The sequence below is a fragment of the Acidobacteriota bacterium genome, assembly GCA_039683095.1.
Taxonomy (GTDB): domain Bacteria; phylum Acidobacteriota; class Aminicenantia; order Aminicenantales; family Saccharicenantaceae; genus RBG-16-66-30.
The window spans coordinates 68,557-89,490 of record JBDKSB010000007.1 but is presented as its reverse complement, the minus strand read 5'-3'; the positions used below and the strand labels follow the sequence as shown (position 1 = coordinate 89,490).

At 65.4% G+C, this 20,934-nt stretch carries 19 protein-coding genes and 1 tRNA gene; 15 read left to right on the top strand and 5 right to left on the bottom strand.

Translation table 11 applies throughout. The annotated features are described in order from the left end of the window. The 3 genes from ABFD52_05755 to ABFD52_05745 all read left to right on the top strand — a co-directional run. Positions 1–282 (top strand): tyrosine-type recombinase/integrase (locus tag ABFD52_05755; GenBank protein ID MEN6560258.1); only part of this gene is annotated, 282 nt, incomplete at its 5' end. 12 nt (positions 283–294) lie between these two features. Next, a tRNA-Arg gene (locus ABFD52_05750) sits at positions 295–368 on the top strand. Between the two features lie 214 nt (positions 369–582). Continuing rightward, positions 583–870: a hypothetical protein gene (locus ABFD52_05745; GenBank protein MEN6560257.1), complete on the top strand. Its 288-nt coding sequence runs from the start codon at positions 583–585 to the stop codon at positions 868–870. A 52-nt stretch (positions 871–922) separates the two neighbouring features. Here ABFD52_05745 and ABFD52_05740 read toward each other — a convergent pair whose 3' ends face one another. The 4 genes from ABFD52_05740 to ABFD52_05725 all read right to left on the bottom strand — a co-directional run bounded on the left by ABFD52_05740 (position 923) and on the right by ABFD52_05725 (position 3,042). Beyond that, positions 923–1,270: a hypothetical protein gene (locus tag ABFD52_05740; protein MEN6560256.1), complete on the bottom strand. Its 348-nt coding sequence runs from the start codon at positions 1,268–1,270 to the stop codon at positions 923–925. Positions 1,271–1,448: 178 nt separating this feature from the next. Next, entirely contained in the window at positions 1,449–1,817 is a 369-nt protein-coding gene (locus tag ABFD52_05735) for a hypothetical protein (GenBank protein ID MEN6560255.1), read from the bottom strand. A gap of 42 nt (positions 1,818–1,859) precedes the next feature. Then, on the bottom strand, positions 1,860–2,309 hold the full coding sequence (locus ABFD52_05730) for a hypothetical protein (protein MEN6560254.1): 450 nt from the start codon (positions 2,307–2,309) through the stop codon (positions 1,860–1,862). A 205-nt stretch (positions 2,310–2,514) separates the two neighbouring features. Next, positions 2,515–3,042, bottom strand: coding sequence for a hypothetical protein (locus ABFD52_05725; protein MEN6560253.1), 528 nt, complete (start codon positions 3,040–3,042; stop codon positions 2,515–2,517). A gap of 333 nt (positions 3,043–3,375) precedes the next feature. Here ABFD52_05725 and ABFD52_05720 point away from each other — a divergent pair, with 333 nt between their 5' ends. Beyond that, positions 3,376–4,476, top strand: coding sequence for a polysaccharide deacetylase family protein (locus tag ABFD52_05720; GenBank protein ID MEN6560252.1), 1,101 nt, complete (start codon positions 3,376–3,378; stop codon positions 4,474–4,476). A gap of 282 nt (positions 4,477–4,758) precedes the next feature. Here the strand turns inward: ABFD52_05720 and ABFD52_05715 are convergent, their stop codons facing one another. Continuing rightward, entirely contained in the window at positions 4,759–6,183 is a 1,425-nt protein-coding gene (locus ABFD52_05715; GenBank protein ID MEN6560251.1) for a PxKF domain-containing protein, read from the bottom strand. 275 nt (positions 6,184–6,458) lie between these two features. Here ABFD52_05715 and ABFD52_05710 point away from each other — a divergent pair, with 275 nt between their 5' ends. The 11 genes from ABFD52_05710 to ABFD52_05660 all read left to right on the top strand — a co-directional run bounded on the left by ABFD52_05710 (position 6,459) and on the right by ABFD52_05660 (position 20,926). Next, a complete protein-coding gene (locus tag ABFD52_05710) occupies positions 6,459–6,995 on the top strand; it encodes a hypothetical protein (protein MEN6560250.1) in 537 nt (178 codons plus the stop codon). 66 nt (positions 6,996–7,061) lie between these two features. Next, positions 7,062–8,450, top strand: coding sequence for a serine hydrolase domain-containing protein (locus ABFD52_05705; protein ID MEN6560249.1), 1,389 nt, complete (start codon positions 7,062–7,064; stop codon positions 8,448–8,450). 180 nt (positions 8,451–8,630) lie between these two features. Next, the gene (locus ABFD52_05700; GenBank protein ID MEN6560248.1) at positions 8,631–10,889 is read left to right on the top strand and encodes a carbohydrate binding family 9 domain-containing protein; all 2,259 of its coding nucleotides are present in this window, start codon (positions 8,631–8,633) and stop codon (positions 10,887–10,889) included. A gap of 271 nt (positions 10,890–11,160) precedes the next feature. Continuing rightward, entirely contained in the window at positions 11,161–14,394 is a 3,234-nt protein-coding gene (locus ABFD52_05695; protein MEN6560247.1) for a protein kinase, read from the top strand. A 666-nt stretch (positions 14,395–15,060) separates the two neighbouring features. Beyond that, positions 15,061–15,297 (top strand): hypothetical protein, encoded by a 237-nt coding sequence (locus tag ABFD52_05690; protein ID MEN6560246.1) that lies wholly within the window; start codon positions 15,061–15,063, stop codon positions 15,295–15,297. Positions 15,298–15,310: 13 nt separating this feature from the next. Then, positions 15,311–16,714 (top strand): divalent metal cation transporter, encoded by a 1,404-nt coding sequence (locus ABFD52_05685; GenBank protein ID MEN6560245.1) that lies wholly within the window; start codon positions 15,311–15,313, stop codon positions 16,712–16,714. A 107-nt stretch (positions 16,715–16,821) separates the two neighbouring features. Then, positions 16,822–18,126, top strand: a complete 1,305-nt coding sequence (locus ABFD52_05680; GenBank protein MEN6560244.1) for a Gfo/Idh/MocA family oxidoreductase — start codon at positions 16,822–16,824, stop codon at positions 18,124–18,126. Further along, positions 18,114–18,386, top strand: a complete 273-nt coding sequence (locus ABFD52_05675) for a hypothetical protein (protein MEN6560243.1) — start codon at positions 18,114–18,116, stop codon at positions 18,384–18,386. Before ABFD52_05680 ends, ABFD52_05675 begins: the two co-directional genes overlap by 13 nt. Continuing rightward, positions 18,383–19,456: a DUF6807 family protein gene (locus ABFD52_05670; GenBank protein ID MEN6560242.1), complete on the top strand. Its 1,074-nt coding sequence runs from the start codon at positions 18,383–18,385 to the stop codon at positions 19,454–19,456. Before ABFD52_05675 ends, ABFD52_05670 begins: the two co-directional genes overlap by 4 nt. A gap of 62 nt (positions 19,457–19,518) precedes the next feature. Continuing rightward, the gene (locus ABFD52_05665) at positions 19,519–20,112 is read left to right on the top strand and encodes a sigma-70 family RNA polymerase sigma factor (protein ID MEN6560241.1); all 594 of its coding nucleotides are present in this window, start codon (positions 19,519–19,521) and stop codon (positions 20,110–20,112) included. Further along, positions 20,105–20,926, top strand: a complete 822-nt coding sequence (locus ABFD52_05660; GenBank protein ID MEN6560240.1) for a zf-HC2 domain-containing protein — start codon at positions 20,105–20,107, stop codon at positions 20,924–20,926. Before ABFD52_05665 ends, ABFD52_05660 begins: the two co-directional genes overlap by 8 nt. Positions 20,927–20,934 lie beyond the last annotated feature (8 nt).

The following is a 20,934-nucleotide window of genomic DNA, read 5'->3' as shown; positions in this document are numbered from 1 at the left end:
AAACTCTCGAATGTCAGGTTCCATGACCTACGCCACACGTTCGCAACGAACCTCGTAATGAACGGTGTCGACCTCGTGACGGTGAAAGAAATCCTCGGCCATAGCGAAATCGCCATGACAGTGCGGTACTCACATCCTTCGGACTTGAGAAAAATGGACGCGGTGGAGCGGCTTGTGATCCAAGGAAAACAGAGCTCGGATGCCCCTCCCAGCGGGTCAGAAAGTCACAAATTGGTCACAAACGCCGCAAAGCAAGAATCTCGAAGTCTTAGAACTAATTGATAACAATAAGGCGCGCCTGTAGCTCAGCTGGATAGAGCGTCGGACTTCGAATCCGCAGGTCGCCCGTTCGAATCGGGCCAGGCGCGCTCTCGTTCTCCTCCCGCCACGCCCCTAATAATCAGCAGCTTGCACGGTTATGCCGAAAAACTGCTAAACCGTATGCGGTTCTCGGGTAATGCTGTTTTATGCTGTTTTTAGGGCTTTTTTCGTTTATAAGTCGCCACTTTCTCCAGCGGCTAGTAGTGGGATCATGTTCTTTTGTGATATGTTCGCGACAAGGTTGACCTAGATGGAGGGGAAATGAACGACGCGCTACAGAATCAAATCGTCACGGGTATTATCACTGCGCTCGTCGCGCTGCTTTTCTTTTGTTTATCGTCAAGGGAGTTGAGAAGGAACCTCAAGCGGCTGGAAAAACAAAACGATATTATGTTGGATGCGATGGAGGAGGCGAACCTTGTCGAGATTAATAGAGACAAGCACGGCAAGGTCGTGGGTATCATCAAGAAAGCGAAAGGGACGGCTGGGGCAGTTTTGAGCGCGATTGCCAAACCGACGGTTATTAAAAGCGGAAAGGGTGGATCATAAGAGGCGTCGACTTCATTTTGGTTTAGCACGCCACCGTTACATGGGGAGACGCCTAGTCCAATGACCGTTCAGCTTCAAGAAGGGAATTGAGGACCTCAGAAATAGATTGACAGGGAAGCAGGCGGTCTCTTATGGCATCCAAGGGGTGTTTCGGCTCTTCGTCCGAAGGGTCCGCAAACATCTCAATCAACTTTCGAACATATGCCTCATATCCACCTGCCATAGTTGGATTGTATTCCCAGACGGTCTTGACGGGCACTCCAAGAAATTTAACTTTGAATACCTTAATGCTCGGTGAAGGCATACTCGCTATTGACAAAAGTATCCTTTCGCCACTATCCAATTTGATTTGGCAGTAGCATTTGTGTGCGGTGTTCGAATAGGTTTCGACTTTGCTCATTATTCCTCCCCCTATTTTCACCTCTTTTCTTCTACCTCGATTCTATTGCTGCCCCTGCGACGGAGCAAGAGGGCCGCGGCTCGCGCTGTGTGGGAGATCGCCGGTCGGCGAGGGATTGGGGCCTGGCAACTTAACGGTCGCTGGGGATCCCGACCCGTAGGAATCGCCCGCGCCTCTATTATTCGGTTTCCATCTCGAACACGTAGGGCGGGTTCAGCGCAAGGGTAAACTGCTCGAGTCCGAAGTCCTGGGTTGTGGAATCGTAATGGAATGTATTCTGAATTGCCTGGTAATAGGCGGTGGCAATCTGTTCTCGGAATATGCGGAAGTTTAGGGGCCCGCGATATCCATCCGCGAGCCAGACTTCCGTATCTTCCGGGACGAATTTTCCCCCTGGGGTTTCTTTAAGGTGTGCAGTTGCTACCGCGCTCTCTCCATCTCTTTCGATGATAAGGTTTGCGCGGACAACCAGGTGCTCTTGGACTCCGGCCTGGATGTGATGAGAAAAGATGTCGAAACTCTGGATCGTGATCTTAAGGTGGGCCATTTTCCCTCCAATCTAACAAACCTCGTCTGCGTTGACTTAATCCTACTGCGGCGCCGGCGGTGGGGCAAGAGGGCTGGACGATTTATAACTCCGGAGGAGAAGCCGGTCCAGCCTTTCTTTGGCGACCCTGAGACTGTCGGCCGACCGGATCCCGGCGGCGGGATGCTCACGCTTCCATTCGCTGAAGGCCTTGTCCCAGAACTTCATCTTGCCTTTGGCCGGAGGCTCTCCGTATTCCTTGAAGAATTTGTAAAGCCAGAGAGATTTTTCAGAGAAATCCTTCCGCGGTCCCTTCATGCGAGCCCGCACGCTCTTCATGACGGAGGCGAGTTCTTCGTTCGAGGGCCGCCTGTAGAACCTCAGCTCCATCATCTCGAGCGGCAGGCGGTTTAATAATTGGGGGTCTATCGGAATTGACCGGCCCCTAGGGTTGGGAAAACGCAGTGTAGTGCGGACCCGGTAGGCACGGGCGATCGGTTCGATCCCGATCATTATGAACGCTACAAGGCCGGCTTGGGTGAAGCACGTCTCGTCTTCCAGCCGTGCGCCGCGAGCGCTCGCTGGCGATCCGCGAGAAGGCCTCAGGCCCGGACCATCCGGATGTGGCCCACGGCTCGAAAATAGGGCGCGGCCGTACCGAGTTACCTAGCGGGAGAAAGGAATCCGGGAGCTCGAAGGCCGGGCCGCCCTGGGCCGATCAGGATATTCGCGACGCGAGTGATCGCCCGAAGCCAAGGCCGATGCCGACGACCGGTTCCCCTTCGTGAGTCAGCCCCGCGATCCCCCCGATCCGAAAGACGACGGACCTTGAGACATGGCGCCAACCCAGATAGAGAGTATAGGCTCTGTAATCGGGCCGCCCGTTGCACCAGGTGTTCTGGTAGTATGACCCGACGCCGGTCTCGATGAAGTCCGGCCCCCTCCCAAGCCAGGCATTGAAGGCGAGGTGCGTCGCGAACGCCTGTTGGCCGGACTCTCCCCCCAACGGCGGGCTGAATCCCACCCGGAGGCTGAACCTGGAAAGGATCCCGAGCTCGAAAGCGAGGAACGGTGAAAAAGCCACCCGGCCATAGGATTCCGATTCCCCCCGGAATAACATAAGTCCATCAACCTGAACGGCCAACCGCGGCCCCTTGGCCGTTTGGGCAAGTCCGGACGGAACGCCGATCCCGATGGCGAACATCAGGAGCAGAGCGATGACGACGACCTGCTGCCGCGGTCTCATGCTTCTGGTCCTAAAAGGCCATTCCGCATCTTGGCTCAGGATACGACTCTTGCCCCTCTATTCTCGTACATATCGCACCAAGGCCTAGGTCTGTCAAGGGTTTTCCCGGCCGGACGGGAGCCACGGATCCGCCGTTCAGCCGGCCAGGGAGAGTGTTTCCCATGTCCATGGCAGGGGGCTTAAGCCTTCTTGACACGTGCAGTTGCCGGAATTATTCTTGGATCAGCAGGGGGGAGGTTCGATCCCGAGCATGAGGCCATTTGGCTCGAAGGCCTGAACGGCCCCCTGCCGGCCGCGCGGCTGTAACGCCATCCGGGAAAGGAGGATCCGAAGATGTATCGTGATGACCTGATCCGCGGAGCTTCGCTGCCGGAAGGGACGCTTTCGCTCACGTTCGACGACGGCCCGGGAGCGACAACGGGCCCGGGGGTTGGCACCCGAACAGTCGAGCTGGCGCAATACCTCAGCGACCAGGGTATACGGGCCACCTTCTTCATGGCCGGGAAGTTCGCCGCCGATCTTCCCGGGATCCTGCCGAGTGTCGAAAGCCTCGGCCATTTGATCGGCAATCATACGTTCGACCATCCCAACCTCGTGGAGCTTGGCGCGGTCGGCGGAGACGTCGTCTCGCAAGTGACGCGAACCGACGGCCTGATCCGGAACTGGATCGATTCCCCCGTCGTCTATTTGCGCCCCCCGTACGGCTGCTGGAGCCCGGGCGTCGCAGCGGCCCTGAACTCCAGCCTGACCGCGTCGTTGAGCCATGTCGGACCGGTCCACTGGGATATCGATGCCGGCGATTGGGCGAGCTGGAGAGATCACAAGGATCCGCAAGCCTGCGCGGCGGATTATCTCCGGGAGATCGAGGCCACACGGCGAGGGATCGTCCTGTGCCATGATGGCACCGCCGACCAGGACGTCGTCTGGCGCGCGAACCGGTCCTTGGAGCTGATGCAGTCGCTCGTTCCCATGCTCCGGGCGCGAGGCTACAAGTTCTGCCGCCTCGATGAGGTTCCGGGCATGCCGGGCGGCGATCAGAGCGCGCTGCCTATTGCCCTCCGGGGATATAACGGGCTCTATGTTTCGCCTCAGGGTGGCGGCGGCGGCGCGATCATCGTTAACGGCCCGGCGGCCGGCCCCTGGGAGCCTTTGGTGGTCGAGGACCTTTATTGCGGAAAGGTCGCCCTGCGGGTCACGACCGGCCAGTACGTCTCGCCCCAGAACGGGGGAGGAGGCGAAGTGCTGGCCAACGGCCCGGCCGTGGGAGAGTGGGAGCCGCTGGACTTGATCAGCCTCGGGGGAAACAAGGTGGCCTTCCGCACCATTACCGGCCACTTTTTGACGTGCGACGCTGCCTCCGGCGGGACCCTGAAAGCGCTGAGCTGGCTGAGCCTTCAGCCAACGAGCGTTTTCACGTTTGAATATCTGCCCTGAGCGGGCGGCATCCGAATGAACGGGGGGACAGGATGACCACGGCTCCTCCGCACCCTTCGACACAGGCGGCGGACGCGAAAGAAAAAGAGGCGGCGAGGACATACCTCGCCGCCGACGGGACGCATTCCGCCTGGGCCGGCGGGATCTCCGTAGAATGATCCGTGCCCGATCCGGCGCCTGCGCCTCCGCATCTGTCCCGATCTTGACGCCTCCGCGACTCGCGCCGGGCTGGCCGGGCGCTTTCGAGGCCCGGGCCGGCCGGCTCTCAGGCCCGGGCGTGCCTCACTGCTTGAACCAGAAATATGCTTCGTGCCGGCTCGCGTCGGCCAGGGTGAGGACCATGACCCGGCACTGCCTTTCATAGGCCTTGGGCGTTTTCCACTTGATCTGCCACCAGCCGGCCCCGAGGTACAGGAGCCCCGAGGTGTATTCCTCGACCGCCTGGAAGGGATCGCCCGCCATCGTGCCGCAGGCCGCGGCATAGGACGTCAGGCCCACAAAGCTGCCGCGATCGGAGATCGGCGCGCCGGTCGGATCGGTGAGACGCCATTTGATCAGGATGGCCGTGGCCGCCCTGGCCTTGTTCACAACAGGCTTGTTTTCGACGTACTTAAAGCCCGTGAAGTTATAGCCGCAGTTCCCGAACGTGAAGTAGTCGGCGTAGGCCGCGTTCACGCCGTAGGCGTCACCGTTCTGAACGTCGCCGTAGTACCCGTAGAACCGGGCATAGGCGACATTCGGCCCCCCGCTCTGCGCGGAGAGCTGGTAGGTCATGCAGCACGGGCCGGAGACGGCCTTCTCCGCGAGCAGGTTGCCGCCGGCGTCGAAGAGCTGCAGGCCGACGCTGTAGGTCTGCGAGGTGTTCTCGAAGGTCGTGATGTAGACCGAGACGAAGCTGACCGGTATGGAAAAATCGGCCTGGATGTAACCCGCGGCGTTGCAGTACGAGTTGAGCATCAGGGTCCCCGGCGGCCCCTGGATCCCCACGGCCATCGGGTAAGGATCGCCGGAGGTGCGATAATGCCCGGAAAAGATCACGCCCTGGGCCGCGTATTCGTCGCCGATGAGATCGGATCCGTCGGGCCGGTCGTCGAAATCGATCGATCTCCCCATCCGGATGCCGAAAGCGGCGTTGTCGAAGCTCACGGCGTTCACGCCCCCGGCCCCGGCGTCGCCGTAATAGCCGTAGAACCTGGCATAGGCCGCGGCGGCGCCGGCGCATTGCGCCTCGAGATGGTAGGTCACGTCCGGCATGCCTTTGAGCGTCGTTTCCGCGAGCTGGTTGCCCAGGATGTCATAGAGCGCGAGGCCGAGGCTGTAGACGGCCGCTCCCGGCGCGCCTTCGAACGGGGTGATATCGACCGCGGCGAAGTTCACCGGGCTGGAAAAATTCGCCTGGATGTAGCCCGCGGCGTTGCAGTAGGAATCGAGCCGGATGGTCCCGTCCGGGATCCAGTAGTCCAAGCCCGAGGACATCGCGTAGGCGTTGCCCGTCGCAAAATAGTGCCCGGAGAAAGTCACCCCCGCAGAGGCGTATTCGTTCCCCAGGAACGGGGACGCGTCGGGCAGGTCGTCGAAATTGACCGTGGTCAGGTTGTTGACGCAGGGGATGCCGGCGACGGGCGTTCCCGTTTGGGAGCTTCCCTGAAGGACCAGGGTGAGCGCGAAGACCAAAGAAAGCCAAATGCCCCTCTTTCCCTTCAACATCTTCCCCCCCATTTCCAGCGAAAAAAAGGTTAGTCCTGATGGATATCGATGCGGCAAGATCGTTCCTATCGCAAGGGCACCACCTCCCCCGACGATCCGCTGGCTATGATGCTTCCCTGGAACGGGAAAAGAATTGACCCCCTGCCGGCCTATGTCCTTAATATGAGGGCCCAGGGGGTTCCTGTCAAGGGGCGGCTTCCATTGCCAATCCCGGGCCAGAGGGGGTATCATGGGCTTCTCCGGATGAGATTCCGACGATCGATGGGAGGTTCGGCATGGAGAAACGAAAAGCCTTCGTGACGCCGCTGGCCCTCGCGGCCCTGCTCGCGTTTTCCTGGACGCTTCTCGCGGCCCCGGCGGCCGCGGACGGCGCGCAGGCCGGGAAACCGGAGAAGATCAAACTCCCCAAGAGCCTGTACTGCACCATTACGCCCGGCCAGGACCGCTACTCCATCAATCTGCGCCCCTTGTCCAAGACCCTCGGTCAGCCGGCCGAGACCTGGGAGGTTCAGCTTTTCCGCAACGGCCACCTGGTGACCTCGCTCGGCAAGATCGGCGGCGGAAAGGAGCTCGGGGAATTCATCCTCTTCACCCTGCCCGCGGCGGATGCGGATGCCTTCAACTCCGTCACGGCGACCGCGGCCGCGAGGGTCGGGGGCACCGATCAACAGATCGGAGAGGGGATGGCCCGGGGCACCGACGGCCGGGAGGACATCCTGCGCAGCAAGACGGGCCGCAACTTCGAGCTGCGCGTCCTCGACGCCGCCGGCGGCCTGCTGGCCAAGAAAAAGGTCCTGCTCCTGCTCAACTGAGCAGGGCCGGCTCCATGCTATAATTTTTTCCTGGCGAAATCGAATCTTGCGCCTCCAGGAGGCCCCATGAGACGGTCCATGCATTCGACGGCCGGCGCAGCCCTGGCCGCCGTCCTGATCTCCTCGCTGGCCGGGTCCGGGCTGGCCCAGGGACAGGCCGCTCCCGCGAAGCCCGCCCTGGCCCGTCTCCAGGCCTATGTCGAAGCGTTCAACTCCGGGGCCCCGGGCCGGATGAGGAAGTTCTTCGAGGACAATCTCGCCGACCCTGCCCTCGCGGCGATCCCCCTGGGCCAGCGGGTGGCGCGCTTTCGCGGGGCCAAGGGTCAGCTCGGCTCCCTGGCGATCCAGCGGATCCTGTCCGACGAGCCGGCGCAGGCATCCGTCCTGGCCCGGGCCGGCAACGGCAAGTACGTCCTGCTCAAGGTCGAGGTCGAGAAGGACGAGCCGCATAAGCTGCTGGCCCTGATGCTCGACCTTGTCGAGGACCCGGAAAATATCGTCGTGCCGGACCCCAAGCCCGACGAAGGGGCGTTCGCGGCCGCGGTGCGGTCCTGGCTCGAGGAGGAGACCAGGGCCGACCGCTTTTCCGGCGTCGTCCTGGTCGCCCGGGACGCCCGGGTCATCCTGAACGACGCCTACGGCTTCGCCGACCGCGACAAGAAGGTCCCGAACGGGAGGGACACCAGGTTCAACCTGGGCTCGATCAACAAGAACTTCACCCGCGCGGCCATCCATCAGCTGGCCCGCCGGAACCTGCTCGCGCTCGACGACCCGATAAAGAAGTTCCTGCCGGACTACCCCAACGCCCAGGCCGCGGAGAAGGTGACCATCCGCCATCTGCTCAACATGACCTCGGGCATCGGCGACTTCTTCGGCGACCGCTACGACGCGACCCCCAAGGAGAAGATCCTGACGCTCCGGGACTACCTGCCGCTCTTCGCCGACAAGCCCCTGGAGTTCGAGCCGGGGACGTCGAACAAGTACTCGAACGGCGGCTACATCGTCCTGGGGCTCATCATCGAGAAGGCGAGCGGCGTCGATTACTACGCCTATGTCCGGCAGAACATCTTCAAGCCGTGCGGCATGGCCGACACCGATTCCTATCCCCGGGACGCGTCGACGACCGACCTGGCCCGCGGCTACACGAGGGAGGGCGAGGCGGCCGGAAGCCCGCTCGCCCTCAACAGCACCAGCCTGCCGGGCCGGGGCAGCTCGGCCGGCGGCGGCTATTCCACGGCGCCTGACCTGTTGAAATACGTCTTGGCCCTCAAGGACGGGAAAATATTCCTGCCGGACGCCGCCAACGGGCTGGGCATCTCGGGCGGGGCGCCGGGCATCAACTCGACCCTTGAATGGGACGCACGGAGCGGGTATATTATAATTGTTCTGACGAATTTCGATCCTCCGACCGCCGGCCGGGCCGCGCGCCGGATCGTCGGCTGGCTGCCCCGATAACAGGAGAGAAGGAGAGGGGCACGCCTCTCTTTTGCCTGATAACCGGCAAAAGGCGGGTTTAAGCCCCTCGGGATCCATCGGGAAGATGGCGCCCGGAAATTCGTCCAAATAAAGCGTGCCGTTTTGCCCGCCGAGGGCGGCCCGCCCGGATAACCGAGAAAGGACCTCGATCGACCGAACATGAAGAATACCCAGAAACGCCGCCTACGCCTTCCGGTTTTGGCCCTCGCCCTGTTCGCCGGGGCCGCCCTTTTGCCGGCCGCGCTCGCCGCCCAGCAGATAAGGGCCGTCCGAGTCGAGGCGGGTCCCCGCATCGACGGCCGCCTGGACGATCCCGTTTGGCAGCAGGCCCCGGTCATCGACGGCTTCCGCATGGTCGAGCCGCGGCCAGGCGAGAACCCGACCGAAAGGACCGAGGCCCGCATCGTCTATGACGGCCACAGCCTCTATGTCGGAGTCCATTGCTACGACAGCGAACCCGGCCGCATCTCGGCCAACAACATGGCCCACGACAGCGGCAGCGGCAGCGGCGGCAGCTACATGGGCTGGGGCCAAGGCTATGGCGGCGCCGCGACGGCCAGCGACGACATCGTCCGGGTCCTGCTCGATCCGTTCCAGGACAAGCGCAACGCCTACATCTTCTTCGTCAACGCCCGCGGGGCCCGCGGCGAGGGCCTCTGCTACGCCGGCTCGTCGAGCCTCAACTGGGACGGCATCTGGGAGGCCGCGAGCTCGCGGCTCGAGGACGGCTGGTCGACCGAGATCCGCATCCCGTTCAAAACCATCTCCTTCCGGCCGGGCCTCGAGACCTGGGGCCTCAACATCGAGCGGACGGTGGCCCGCAAGATGGAGGTCATCCGGCTCTCCGGCACGACGCTGGACGCCAACTTCGACAATCCCAACGAGGCGGCCGCGCTCCAGGGGATCTCGGGCGTCAAGCAGGGGAAGGGCATCACCTTCCGGCCCTACGGCCTGGCCAGCGCGACCAAGGTCAACGCGGTCTCGTCCAAGTACGACAGCGCGTTCGACGGCGGCTTCGACCTCTACAAGAGCTTCACGCCCAACCTCGTCGGCGTCGTCAGCTACAACATGGACTTCGCCGAGACCGAGGTCGACGAGCGCCGCATCAACCTGACCCGCTTCCCGATGTACTTCCCGGAGAAGCGGATGTTCTTCCTGGAAGGCTCGGAGAACTTCAGCTTCAGCTCGAGCGTCAGCTTCACGCCGTTCTTCAGCCGCACCGTCGGCCTCTACAACGGGAACCAGGTGCCGGTCCTGTGGGGGACCAAGCTCTACGGCAAGATCGGCAACACCAACCTGACCTTCCTCGACGTCCAGACGAAAGACACGAGCCTGACCGACTCGTCGACGGGCGGCTCGATCGACCTGCCGGGCCGCAACCTCCTGGCCGCCCGCATCACCCAGAACATCTTCGCCCAGAGCAAGGTCGGGCTGATCTTCACCAACGGCAGCCAGACCGGCGAGAAGAACTCGCTCCTGGGCATGGATTTCAACTATTCGTCCTCCAAGTTCCTGGGCGACAAGAACCTCATGCTGGCCGCCTGGGGCGTCTACAACTGGAACGAGACGGAGGAGGGGCGGCACCACGGCTTCGGCTTCCGGGCCAACTACCCGAACGACCTCTGGAACATCCAGTCGACCTACGCCTATTACGGCGAAGCCCTCAATCCCGGCCTGGGCTACATGATGCGCCAGGGCATCCAGACCGGCTGGATCCGGGCCGGCTTCCAGCCCCGGCCGAAGGGCGGCTTCCTCGGCCGGTTCGTCCGGCAGTTCTTCTTCGACGTCAGCGCCGACTACTACTGGGACCTGACGGGGCACCTGGAGACGAGCACGCTCAGCGCCTCGCCCTTGAGCTTCCGGACCCAGAGCGGAGAGTCGTTCAGCTTCGAGGTCCAGGACAACCACGACAACCTGCCGTTCGATTGGGAGGTTTCGGAGGGCATCTTTTTGCCGGCCGGCCCCTACGACTACACCAGCTTCCGGCTCAACGCCAGCTCGGCTTCGCACCGGCATGTCGTCCTCAGCGGCGGCTGGAACTTCGGCGAGTATTATTCGGGCCATTACGACGACGTCGACGCGAGCCTGACGCTCAAGGTCAAGGGCTATGCCAGCCTGGCCTTCTCCGCCAACCTGGTGCGCGGCCGCATGCCCATGGGGGATTTCAGCGAGAACGTCTACCAGGTCAAGGCCGATATCTTCCTGTCGCCCCGCCTGGGGCTCATGAACTACGTCCAGTACGACACCATGTCCGACAACCTCGGCTGGAGCGCCCGACTGCGCTGGGAGATCTCGCCGGGCAACGAGGTCTACCTCGTCTACAACAAGAGCTGGGACCGGGTCTGGGACCCGAGGAGCCGGTTCGTGCCGGTCGGCGACCGGGGCGTCCTCAAGATCTCGCTCTCCATCCGCCCCTAGGGGCCGGGTCCGAGCTTCCCGGCCCATCGGCCCCCGCGCGGCCGGCCGGCCGGGAACGGCCGGCGGGTTCAGGTTCGATCTTTTCCTGTAAAGCTTTTTGTAAAGCGGCCTAAGGAGTGTCCGCGCCCCCCTGGCGGCCTCCAGGGGCGGGCCCGCCGGCAGCCCCCTTCCCCCCTGGCATGTTCCTTGCACAGCAACATTTTAGGCGTGTCATTCGTATATCCATATGAGAGGCGGGGCCTAAGCTAGAAGGATCCGAGGAGAAAGGTCAATGGCCACCCTCTGCCCGACCTGCCGAACGGAAAACTCGGAAACGGCCAACTTCTGCAGCAATTGCGCCGCGGTGCTCGTCCGGCGGGAGGGCCCGCCGACCAACCGGCCTCGCCTGGAGTCGGCCACGGTCGCTTATGAAACCCCCGCCTGGGAGCTGCCGACCGGCTCGATCTTCGGGGGCCGCTACCAGATCATCGAGCAGCTCGGCCGGGGCGGCATGGGCCGCGTCTACCGCGCCCTCGACCTGAAGGCCAGCGAAGAGGTGGCCCTCAAGCTCATCCGGCCCGACATCGCCGAGGACAAGCGGACCCTCGAGCGGTTCGTCAACGAGATCAAGCTGGCCCACAAGATCTCCCATCGCAACATCGGCAAGATGTACCATCTCGGCGAGGACCAGGGCATCCACTACATCACCATGGAGTACGTGCCCGGCGAGGACCTGAAGAGCTTCATCCGGCGCTCGCGGCGCCTCGACATCGCCACGGTTGTGGCCATCGCCAAGCAGGTCTGCAGCGGGCTCAGCGAGGCGCACGACGCGGGCATCGTCCACCGCGACCTCAAGCCCGGCAATATCATGATCGACAAGGACGGCAACGCCAAGATCCTCGACTTCGGCATCGCCCGGGCCGTCGGCACCCAGGGCGTCACGGCCGAGGGGAGCATCGTCGGCACGCCCGAGTACATGTCGCCCGAGCAGGTCGAGGGCAAGGGATCCGACCGGCGCTCCGATATCTACTCGTTCGGCGTCATCCTGTTCGAGATGGTCACCGGCCGGCTGCCCTTCGCCGCCGATACGCCCTTCGCCGTCGCCTTCAAGCAGCAATCGGAGCGGCCGCCGGCGCCCGGCGAGCTGAACCCCGTGACGCCGCCGGGCCTGAGCGCCGTCATCCTGCGCTGCCTCGAGAAGGACCCCGAAAAGCGCTACCAGACGACCGAGGACGTCTGCCGCGACATCGGCCGCGTCGAGGAAACCATCCACACGACGCCGCTGCCCTCGCCCTGGGTCAAGCCGACGACGCGGATCACCGCCCTGCGGGCGGCGGCGCTGCGCTTCCCCTGGCGCAAGGCCGCGATCCCGATCGCCGCCTTCCTGGGCATCATGTCCATCGGCGTGGTCGTCCGCCAGGTCCTGCCCAAGGTCAAGGCCTCCGTGCACACGGTGGCCGTCGTCGGCTTCGAGAACCTGACCGGCGAGGGCTCCTACGATTACCTGAAGAAGGCCATCCCGAACCTCCTCATTACCAGCCTCGAGCAGTCGAGGTACCTCGACGTCGTGTCCTGGGAGCGGCTGAACGAGCTGGCCGGCCCGAAGGACCGGGACGTGGCCACGGCCGCGGATCGGGACCAATGGTTCGAGACCTGCCGCCGGGCCGGCGTCGACGCCATCGTCATGGGCAGCTTCACCAAGGCGGAGAACCTGTTCGCCACCGACGCCAAGATCTACGACGTCCAGTCCAAGAACCTGCTCAAGAGCGCCGGGGCGCGCGGCGAGGGCGTCGGCAGCATCCTGAGGACGCAGATCGACGAGCTCAGCCGGGGGGTCGCCGAGGGCGTCGGCCTGTCGGAGCGCAAGGCCGTCGCGGGGAAGATGCCGATCGCCGCGGTCACCACGGCCTCGATGGAAGCCTACGAGCTTTTCCTCAAGGGACAGGAGGCCTTCGAGCGCTACTATTTCGACGATGCCCGGGCGGCCTTCGAGAAGGCCGTCGATAAGGACCCGTCGTTCGCTTTGGCCCACTATTACCTGGCACGCATCTACAACAACCTGGCCGACGCGCCGCGGGCGTCCGCGGCCCTGGACCAGTTCAAGAAGCTGAGCCGGACGAATCCCGGCCAGGGCAAAGACGCCCTCTGGATCGCCGCCCTGACGGCGATCCTGGACCGGGACGTCCAGGGCTACGTCAGGAACCTCCAGCTGATCATCGAGGCTGATCCCCATGATAAGCGCGCCCATGCCGATCTGGGCTGGTTCTATAAAAGCCAGAAGAACTACCCCGAGGCGGTGGCCGAGTTCGAGAAGGCCCTGGCCATCGCCCCCTCCTTTGGCTACGCCCTGAACTACCTGGCCTACACCTATGTCGCGATGGGGGAGAAGGACAAGGCCCTCCAGACCTTCGAACGCTACGCCGCGGCCGATCCGGGCCAGGCCAACCCGTTCGACTCGATGGGCGACCTCTATTTCGTGACCGGCGAATTCGCCAAGGCCCGGGCCAAGTACCAGCAGGCCCTGTCGATCAAGCCGGACTTTTCCTCTACCTGGAAGCTGGCCTACCTTTATGCCATGGACGGGGACTACGAGGCGGCCCTGCGCTGGATCGACGGCATGATCGCCAGGGCCCAGACCGACGGCATGCGGGCCGACGGCCATCGGTGGAAGGGGCTGTACTATTCCCTGACCGGCCGTCTCAACGACGCGCTGGCCGAGCTGGGCACGGCCGAGACCCTGGCCAGGACGGCGGACAATGCCTACCTGGCCGAGGCCGCCATCAGGGACGCCCTCTGGATCTCCTACGATTGGGGCCGGTTCGACCTTTTCAAGACCTACACCGACAAGCGCATATCCTTCCGGGCCGAGAAGAAGATGGGGCCGGACGGCCTCGACAAGATCTCCACGCTTCTCTACGCCGGGCTTTACGATGTCCGGACGGGGAACGTCGCCTCGGCCCGGGCCAAGGTCGACGAGATGAAAGCCCTCGCCGTTACGGCCGGAGAAAAGGAGAAAGAGAAGGCGTTCAGCGATATGGGCCTGAGCCAGCTCGAGTACGAGGTCCTCTTCGCCGAAGGGAAGTACGACGAGGCCCTCGCGGTCTATGCCAAGAGGCCGCTCGTCAAGATCGATCTCAGCTCCGCGGCGACGGTCCTGGCCCGCAACGTGCCGTTCCTGGACGATTTCGCCGCCCGGGTCTATCAGAAGAAGGGCGCGCCGGATAAGGCCCTCGCGGAATATGAGCGCCTCGTCGTTCCCGAGGCCAAGGGCCGCGAAGGGGTTCTCGTCCATCCGTTCAGCCGGCTCCGCCTGGCCGCCCTCTATGAGGCCAAGGGAGATCTCGATCGGGCCCGGGGGCAATACAAGATCCTTTGGACGATCTGGCGGCAGGGCGATCCGTCCCTATCCGAGGTAGCGACCGTCCGCAAGAAGATCGCCCGGATCAAGGGCGGCGCGGCCGGCGCCGCCGGCCCGTCCGTCGAATCCTTCTTCTCTGTCCCCTTTGTAGGCGGGGGAGAGATCTAGGCGGGTTTGACCCCGTCTGCCGGCTTCTGATAAAACTGGGGGCTCACGAGGAGACCCCCATGCCCCAGACGAATTCCCGGCTCTCGCGCGCGCCGGCGGCGATCTCGATCGCGGCGGCCCTCGGCCTGATCCTGGCCGCGGCGCGGCCCGCGCCCGCCCGGGCTCAGGACCTGATCAGCGGCATCGGCCTGACCGAGCTCGCCGTCTATGACCAGCGCCCGGCGCCCGACGGCCTGATGTCCGGCTCGCCCCACGTCCACGCCGTGACCGACGAGGGATACTATGTCCTCAGCGGGAAAGGGAGGGTCGAGCTTCACGACCTCGCGGGCGGGTTCCGCTCCGTCGATCTCCTGCCCGGCCGCTATGTCCAGTTCCCGCCCGGCACCCTCCACCGGCTGGTCAGCACGGACCGCCTCGTCCTGCTCGTGGTCATGGGCAACGCCGGCCTGGCCGAGCGCGGCGACGCCCGGATCTATTTCGGACGGGATGTCGATGACGACCCGGCCGAATTCGCCCGGCTGAACGGCCTGGCCGGGGCCCGGGGGCTCGAAGGCGCCCTGGACCGCAGGGACCGCGGCCGTCCGGGCCTACTCCCGCCTGCTCGAGCTCTGGGCCCGGGACCGTCCGGCCTACTTCCGCGAGCTCGGCCGGTTCATAGGCCTCCACATGAAGGCCGCCGCCGGCCTGCGCCGCGAGTTCTCGGAGGCCGTCGGCTCCGGCCCCGTGGCCTGGGGCGAGCGCTTCCGCCGGAGGGTCGGCAGCCTGCCCGCCGCGGCAGGGGAAGGCGGCCCCATCCTCCACGTGCCCTCCGCCGGCGCGACCCCGGGCATGTGCGGCCTTCTCCGCCCCGTGACCGGGTTCACGCCCGTGGGACCGGCCAAGGACGCCGGCCCGCGGAAATAGGCTGGCGGCCACGATGAACGAGAAGCACGAACCGCTCCCCGCCGCCGCCTCAGGCCCCGCCGCCGGCGAGCCTTCAGTCGCCCTCCGCCGCGGCCTGCCCATGGTCGGGGCCCGAGACCCTGAAGCCCTGGCCCGTGAAAAGGCCCAGCTGCGCGAGATCGCCGGCCGCCGCGGCTTCTGGCGGCGGGCCAAGGGCTACTGGTCGCTCTCCGGTCCGGGCTGGGTCCAGAGCGCACTGACCCTCGGCGCCGGCTCGGCCGGCTCCTCGATCTTCGCCGGGGCCGTCTACGGCTACGACCTGCTCTGGGTCCAGCCGGTGGCGATGTTCCTCGGCGTCGTCGTTTTCGCGGCCATCGGCCACCAGGCTCTCGTGACCCAGGCCCGGCCGTACGACGTCTTCCGCAAGACGCTCCACCCGGCCCTGGCCTTCGCCTGGGGAGGGGTCGTCCTCCTGGCTTCGATCATCTGGCAGTTCCCGCAGTACGCACTGGCCACGAGCGTCGGCCGCGACATTTTCGAGGTGGCCGGGCTCGACGTGCCGCGCCTGCCGATCGCCCTGGCCCTCCTCGCCGCCGGCACGGCGCTGTGCTGGAGCTACGGCCAGGGCAGCCGGCGGGCCGTGCGCCTGTTCGAGCGCGTCCTGAAGTACCTGGTCCTGCTGATGTCGTTTTTCTTCATCATCGTCGTCCTCAAGACGGGCGTCGATCTCAAGGCCCTTCTGCGCGGCCTGTTCGGCTTCCATGTCCCGCATGACCGGGAAGGCCTGACCATCGTCCTCGGCGCCCTCGGCGCGGCCGTGGGCGTCAACATGACCTTCCTCTATCCCTACACGCTCCTGGCCCGCGGCTGGGGCCGGGAGCACCGCGGCCTGAAGAACTTCGACCTCGTCGTCTCCATGTTCGCGCCCTTCGTCTTGACCACCAGCCTGGTCGTCATCGCCTGCGCCAACACCCTTCATGTCCAGGGGATCCGGGTGCGCGAGGCCGTCGACGCGGCCCACGCCCTGGCTCCCGTGGCCGGCGTCGCCGCCGGCCGGATCATCTTCTCGCTCGGCATCCTGGGCATGTGCTTCACGACGCTGGCCATCGAGATGGTCATCTGCGGCTTCGTCCTGAGCGAGATGCTGGGCTTCGAGCCGGCCGGCTGGCGCTACCGGGCCGCCACGATGGTCGCCAACGTCGGCATCCTCGGCGCTTTCTATCCGATGCCGTTCTGGCTGCCGGTCGCGGCCTCGTCCACGGCCCTGGTCATGATGCCCATCGCCTACGTCTGCTTCTTCGTCCTGCAGAACAAGCGCAGCTACCTCGGCGAGGACATGCCCCGGGGCCTCAAACGGGCCGTCTGGAACGTCCTCCTCGTCCTGGCCATCCTCGTGGTCGTAGCCGCGGCGGTGGTCAAGATCCTGTCGCTCTTCTAGCCCGGTTTTGGGTTGCGCGGGCCATAGTCCATCGGAACGGCTGGGCACCCCGGTTTCGCGTTGACACCGGCGGCCGCGAGTGATAGCTTCGGCTTCCGGAGGCGCATATGAACCGCAGGAGCTTCATCAAGGCCGCGGCCGTGGCGGCGGCGGCCCCGGCCATCGTCCCCTCGTCCGTTTTCGCCCGGCCCGCCCCGAGCGACATCATCCAGTTCGGCTGCATCGGCGTCGGCCGCCAGGGCCAGGGCGACATGCAGGAGCTCATCTACCGCGGGCTCGAGACAGGTGCCCGGGTCGTGGCCGTCTGCGACATCGACGCGCACCGGCTCCAGGACGCCCAGTGGCTGGCCGAGCGGATCTACACGGTCGAAACGGGCAAGGACGCGTCCGGGAGCGTCAAGGTCTATCGCGATTTTCGCCAGATGCTGCTTCGCAAGGACATCGACGGCGTCCTCATCGTAACGCCGGATTTCTGGCACGCGGCCCACGCCGTGGCCGCCGCCGAGGCCGGCAAGGACATCTATGTCGAGAAGCCGCTGACCTATACCATCGCCGAAGGGCGCAAGCTGGTCTCGGTCGTGGCCAGGCGGAACCGCATTCTCCAGGTCGGCTCGCAGCAGCGCTCCGACATCCACTTCCTCATGGCCTGCGAGATCGTCCGCAACGGCCGGATCGGAGCTCTCAAGACCATCCGCGCCTCGATCCCCGAGGACCAGGGCCAGGGCGATCCCCGGCCCGTGCCCGTGCCGCCGAACCTGAACTACGACTTCTGGATGGGCCCGACGGCGGCGGCCCCGTTCAGCGAGGACCGGGTCCATCCCCAGCTGAGCTATGACCGGCCCGGCTGGCTCCAGATCGAGCGTTACTGCCTGGGCATGATCACCGGCTGGGGCTCGCACATGATGGACATCGCCCAGTGGGGCCACGGCAGCGACCTCTGGGGCCCCGTCAGCGTCGAGGCCAGGGGCGAATTCCCCGACCGCGGCCTGTTCGACGTCCACACGAAATTCAAGGCCGAGGCCGTCTACGCCGACGGCGTCCGGCTGCTCATGGAGACGGGCGATCCGGCCGGAGTCCGCTTCGAAGGCGACCAGGGCTGGGTCTTCGTCCAGCGCGGCGGAATCAAGGCCTCCGATCCGGCCATCCTCAAATGGAAGCCCGGCCAGGGCGAGGTCAAGCTCGTCCAGAGCGGCAACCACATGAAGAACTTCCTCGAGGCCGTGCGCACGCGCCGGGCCCCGGCCGCGCCGGCCGAGGTCGGCCACCGCTCCAACTCGGTCTGCGTCATGACCCACATCGCCATGAAGCTCGGCCGCAAGCTCGCCTGGAACCCGGCCGCCGAGAAGTTCGTGGGTGACGCCGAGGCGAACCGCTGGCTCGATTATCCGCACCGCCGGCCATGGGTCGTCTGAACGTCCGGCGGCCGGCCCCGGCCGCCCTTGCAGCGCTGGCCGTCTTCCAGTTCCCCGACGGCGCGGTCCACCGCTGGCTGACCCGCGAGCATGGCACGTTCGGCCCACGCCGGCCCGACGACCGGAGCGGCAAGCCGTTCACCCTCAAGAAAGGGGAGTCCATCGGCCAGCGAGCCGGCGTCCTCGTCCACTCAGGCGACGCCGCATCCGGCCGCGTCCGGGCGCGCTATGAAAAGTACGCGCAGGGGTGGTTCCGATGATCGTTCGTCGCCCTTTTAAGGCCCTGCCGCGCGTCTGGATCGTCGTTTTCGCCGTTGCCCTCGCCGCCGTCGCCCTGCTGTTCCTTCTGATGAAAGCCGCCCGCACCCCGGCGTCCCGGATGAGCTTCGTCGAAGAGAACGAGCCGCCCGTCCCCGGACGGCCGTCGCTCCCTCCCCACGCCCCGGATCCCGGAGGCCTTCCTTCCGGCGCCCTGACGGTCCTCGACGGCGGGCGAAGGGTCCTGACCTACGTCTATGGCGACAAGCTGGCGCCCGGCATCGACCCCCGCTATGTCAGGTCCGGCTATATTCATCCTCTTTACTCGCTCGACGGCCAGGTCCTGACGGAGGACTTCCCCCGCGATCACTTCCACCACCACGGCCTCTTCTGGGCCTGGCCCAAGGTCGAGGTCCGCGGCGCCAGGACCTCGAGCTGGGAGCCCGCCCAGCCGTCCCTGCGCCAGCGCTTCGTCAAATGGGTCGAGCGCAGTGTCGCCGGCGACGGCGCGCGCCTGGTCGTCCAGAACACCTGGAAGCTCGGCGAAACCGAGGACGTGGCCGAGGAAACGGTAACGATCATCGTCCACGGCGCCACGCGCTACGGCCGGGCCATCGACGTCGAGATAGCCCTCCGCCCTGTCGGCGGACCGATCGTCCTCCGGGGCGCCCCCGAGGATAACAAGGGCTACAGCGGCCTCTGCTTCCGCGGGCGGGCGATCGAGGGCCTCGACGCGCCCATTTTCAAGGGCGCCGCGATGACGACCGACCAGGGCCCGCTGGCCGCGGATTCGACCGGCCAGCCCTTCCGGTGGGCGGACCTGTCCGCGCCCGGCGACCGCGGCATCGCCATCTTCGTCTCGCCCCGCCATCCGGGCTTCCCCTTGCCCTGGCTTGTCCGCAACAGCTATGCTGGCATCCTCAACCCGTGCTGGCCGGGCCTGACCGGGACCTCGCTGGCGGCCGATGTCCCCGTTTGCCTCAGGTACCGCGTCTATGTCCACCGCGGCGACGCCCGGTCCGGGCGGGTCGCGGAGGCCTACGCCGCTTACGCCGCGGCCGAGAAGAAATAGCCGCCTGCCAACCCCCGGCCGGCGGCGTCCGTCTAACGGAGTGAATGCCGGAGATGGATCAGATGGACGAAGACGCGATCATCGAAGGGCTGGCCCGGGGCGACCAGAGGGCCTTCCGCGAGCTCGTCGAGCTCTATAAGAAAAAGGTATTTTACCTGGCCCTGGACATGGCCGGGAGCCCCGTCGACGCCGAGGACATCTCCCAGGAGGTCTTCCTCAAGGTTTTTCGTTCCTTCTCGACCTTCCGCAGGGGCGCCAAGCTCGGCTCCTGGCTCTACCGGATCACCTACAACGCCTCGATTGACCACCTCCGCCGCAAGGGCTCCACGCCCGAGCCGGTGGGGGATGACGTCCTCGAGGCCCTGAGCCGGGTCGAAGCCGGCTTGCCTCCGCGCGGCGCGGCCGACCCGGAATCGGCCCTCGAAGCGAGCCAGGTCCAGGAGCGGGTCGCCCGGGCCCTGGACAAGATCTCCCCGCAGGAAAAGGCGGTGTTCGTGCTTCGCCATTACGAGGACCTGAAGCTCAAGGACATCGCCGCCGCGCTCGACCTGTCCACCGGCTCGGTCAAGAGCTATCTCTTCCGGGCCGTCCGCAAGCTCCAGAAGGAGCTGGGGCCGCCGGCCCTCGTCTCCGGCACGGAGAGCTCCAATGAATGACTGTCAGAAATGCCGTGAAGCCATGATCGAGGCCCTCTACGACGAGCTTGGCCCGCCGGAAAAGGAGGCCTTCGAGCGCCATCTGGAGGCCTGCCCGGAGTGCGCCGCCGAACGCGCCGCCCTGGCCGGGACCCTCCGGGTGATGGACCGGCGCGGGCGCCCCGATCCCGGGACGGAGTTCTGGGACGGCTACTGGGACCGGCTGTCGCGGAGGATGATCTGGGAAGCGACGCGGGAAAAGAGCCGGCCGTCGCTCGCCGCCGGCCTCGGCGGCGTCTTCGCCCGCCTGCCCCGCTGGGCCTGGCAGGCGGCCGGCGCGGCCGCGCTTGTCCTCGTCGGCATCCTCATCGGCCGCCTCGCCCTCGGGCCCTCCGCCGGAACGGGCCGGGCGACCACGGCCGCGGGCGGGCCAGTGATCGCCGTCGCCGGCTCGCCGTCGCCGGCCGTTGTCCGGGCGGCGGATTTCGTCGACCGGTCCAAGGTCATTCTCCTCGGGCTGGTCAACTACGATCCGGCGACCGAGGACGCTTACGCCTTCGACTTCGACGGCAAGAAGGCCGCCTCCCGCGCCCTCCTGTCCCAGGCCCCGGCCATCCGCAAGGGCCTGGACGGGCCCGGCGAGCGGCGGCTCCGCGAGCTCGTGTCCGACCTCGAGGTCATAATGATGCAGATCGCCAACCTCGAGTCCGGGCAGGATCTCGAGGGCGTCGAGATGGTCAAGCAGGGCGTCGATCGCAAGGGCCTGTTCCTCAGGATCGACCTCGCCAAGATGGGCCGCGGCGCCGCCCCGGCCCCCAAGAAAAGCAGCGTTTGACAAGGAGA

Bases quoted from the DNA above. Each gene is read 5' to 3' on its own strand.
- ABFD52_05730 (MEN6560254.1), bottom strand. From the start codon at position 2,309: ATGATCGGGATCGAACCGATCGCCCGTGCCTACCGGGTCCGCACTACA.
- ABFD52_05675 (MEN6560243.1), top strand. From the start codon at position 18,114: ATGGGTCGTCTGAACGTCCGGCGGCCGGCCCCGGCCGCCCTTGCAGCG.
- ABFD52_05715 (MEN6560251.1), bottom strand. From the start codon at position 6,183: ATGTTGAAGGGAAAGAGGGGCATTTGGCTTTCTTTGGTCTTCGCGCTC.
- ABFD52_05700 (MEN6560248.1), top strand. From the start codon at position 8,631: ATGAAGAATACCCAGAAACGCCGCCTACGCCTTCCGGTTTTGGCCCTC.
- ABFD52_05680 (MEN6560244.1), top strand. From the start codon at position 16,822: ATGAACCGCAGGAGCTTCATCAAGGCCGCGGCCGTGGCGGCGGCGGCC.
- ABFD52_05695 (MEN6560247.1), top strand. From the start codon at position 11,161: ATGGCCACCCTCTGCCCGACCTGCCGAACGGAAAACTCGGAAACGGCC.
- ABFD52_05725 (MEN6560253.1), bottom strand. From the start codon at position 3,042: ATGAGACCGCGGCAGCAGGTCGTCGTCATCGCTCTGCTCCTGATGTTC.
- ABFD52_05690 (MEN6560246.1), top strand. From the start codon at position 15,061: ATGAAGGCCGCCGCCGGCCTGCGCCGCGAGTTCTCGGAGGCCGTCGGC.
- ABFD52_05685 (MEN6560245.1), top strand. From the start codon at position 15,311: ATGAACGAGAAGCACGAACCGCTCCCCGCCGCCGCCTCAGGCCCCGCC.
- ABFD52_05705 (MEN6560249.1), top strand. From the start codon at position 7,062: ATGAGACGGTCCATGCATTCGACGGCCGGCGCAGCCCTGGCCGCCGTC.
- ABFD52_05670 (MEN6560242.1), top strand. From the start codon at position 18,383: ATGATCGTTCGTCGCCCTTTTAAGGCCCTGCCGCGCGTCTGGATCGTC.
- ABFD52_05665 (MEN6560241.1), top strand. From the start codon at position 19,519: ATGGACGAAGACGCGATCATCGAAGGGCTGGCCCGGGGCGACCAGAGG.
- ABFD52_05745 (MEN6560257.1), top strand. From the start codon at position 583: ATGAACGACGCGCTACAGAATCAAATCGTCACGGGTATTATCACTGCG.
- ABFD52_05740 (MEN6560256.1), bottom strand. From the start codon at position 1,270: ATGAGCAAAGTCGAAACCTATTCGAACACCGCACACAAATGCTACTGC.
- ABFD52_05710 (MEN6560250.1), top strand. From the start codon at position 6,459: ATGGAGAAACGAAAAGCCTTCGTGACGCCGCTGGCCCTCGCGGCCCTG.
- ABFD52_05720 (MEN6560252.1), top strand. From the start codon at position 3,376: ATGTATCGTGATGACCTGATCCGCGGAGCTTCGCTGCCGGAAGGGACG.
- ABFD52_05735 (MEN6560255.1), bottom strand. From the start codon at position 1,817: ATGGCCCACCTTAAGATCACGATCCAGAGTTTCGACATCTTTTCTCAT.
- ABFD52_05660 (MEN6560240.1), top strand. From the start codon at position 20,105: ATGAATGACTGTCAGAAATGCCGTGAAGCCATGATCGAGGCCCTCTAC.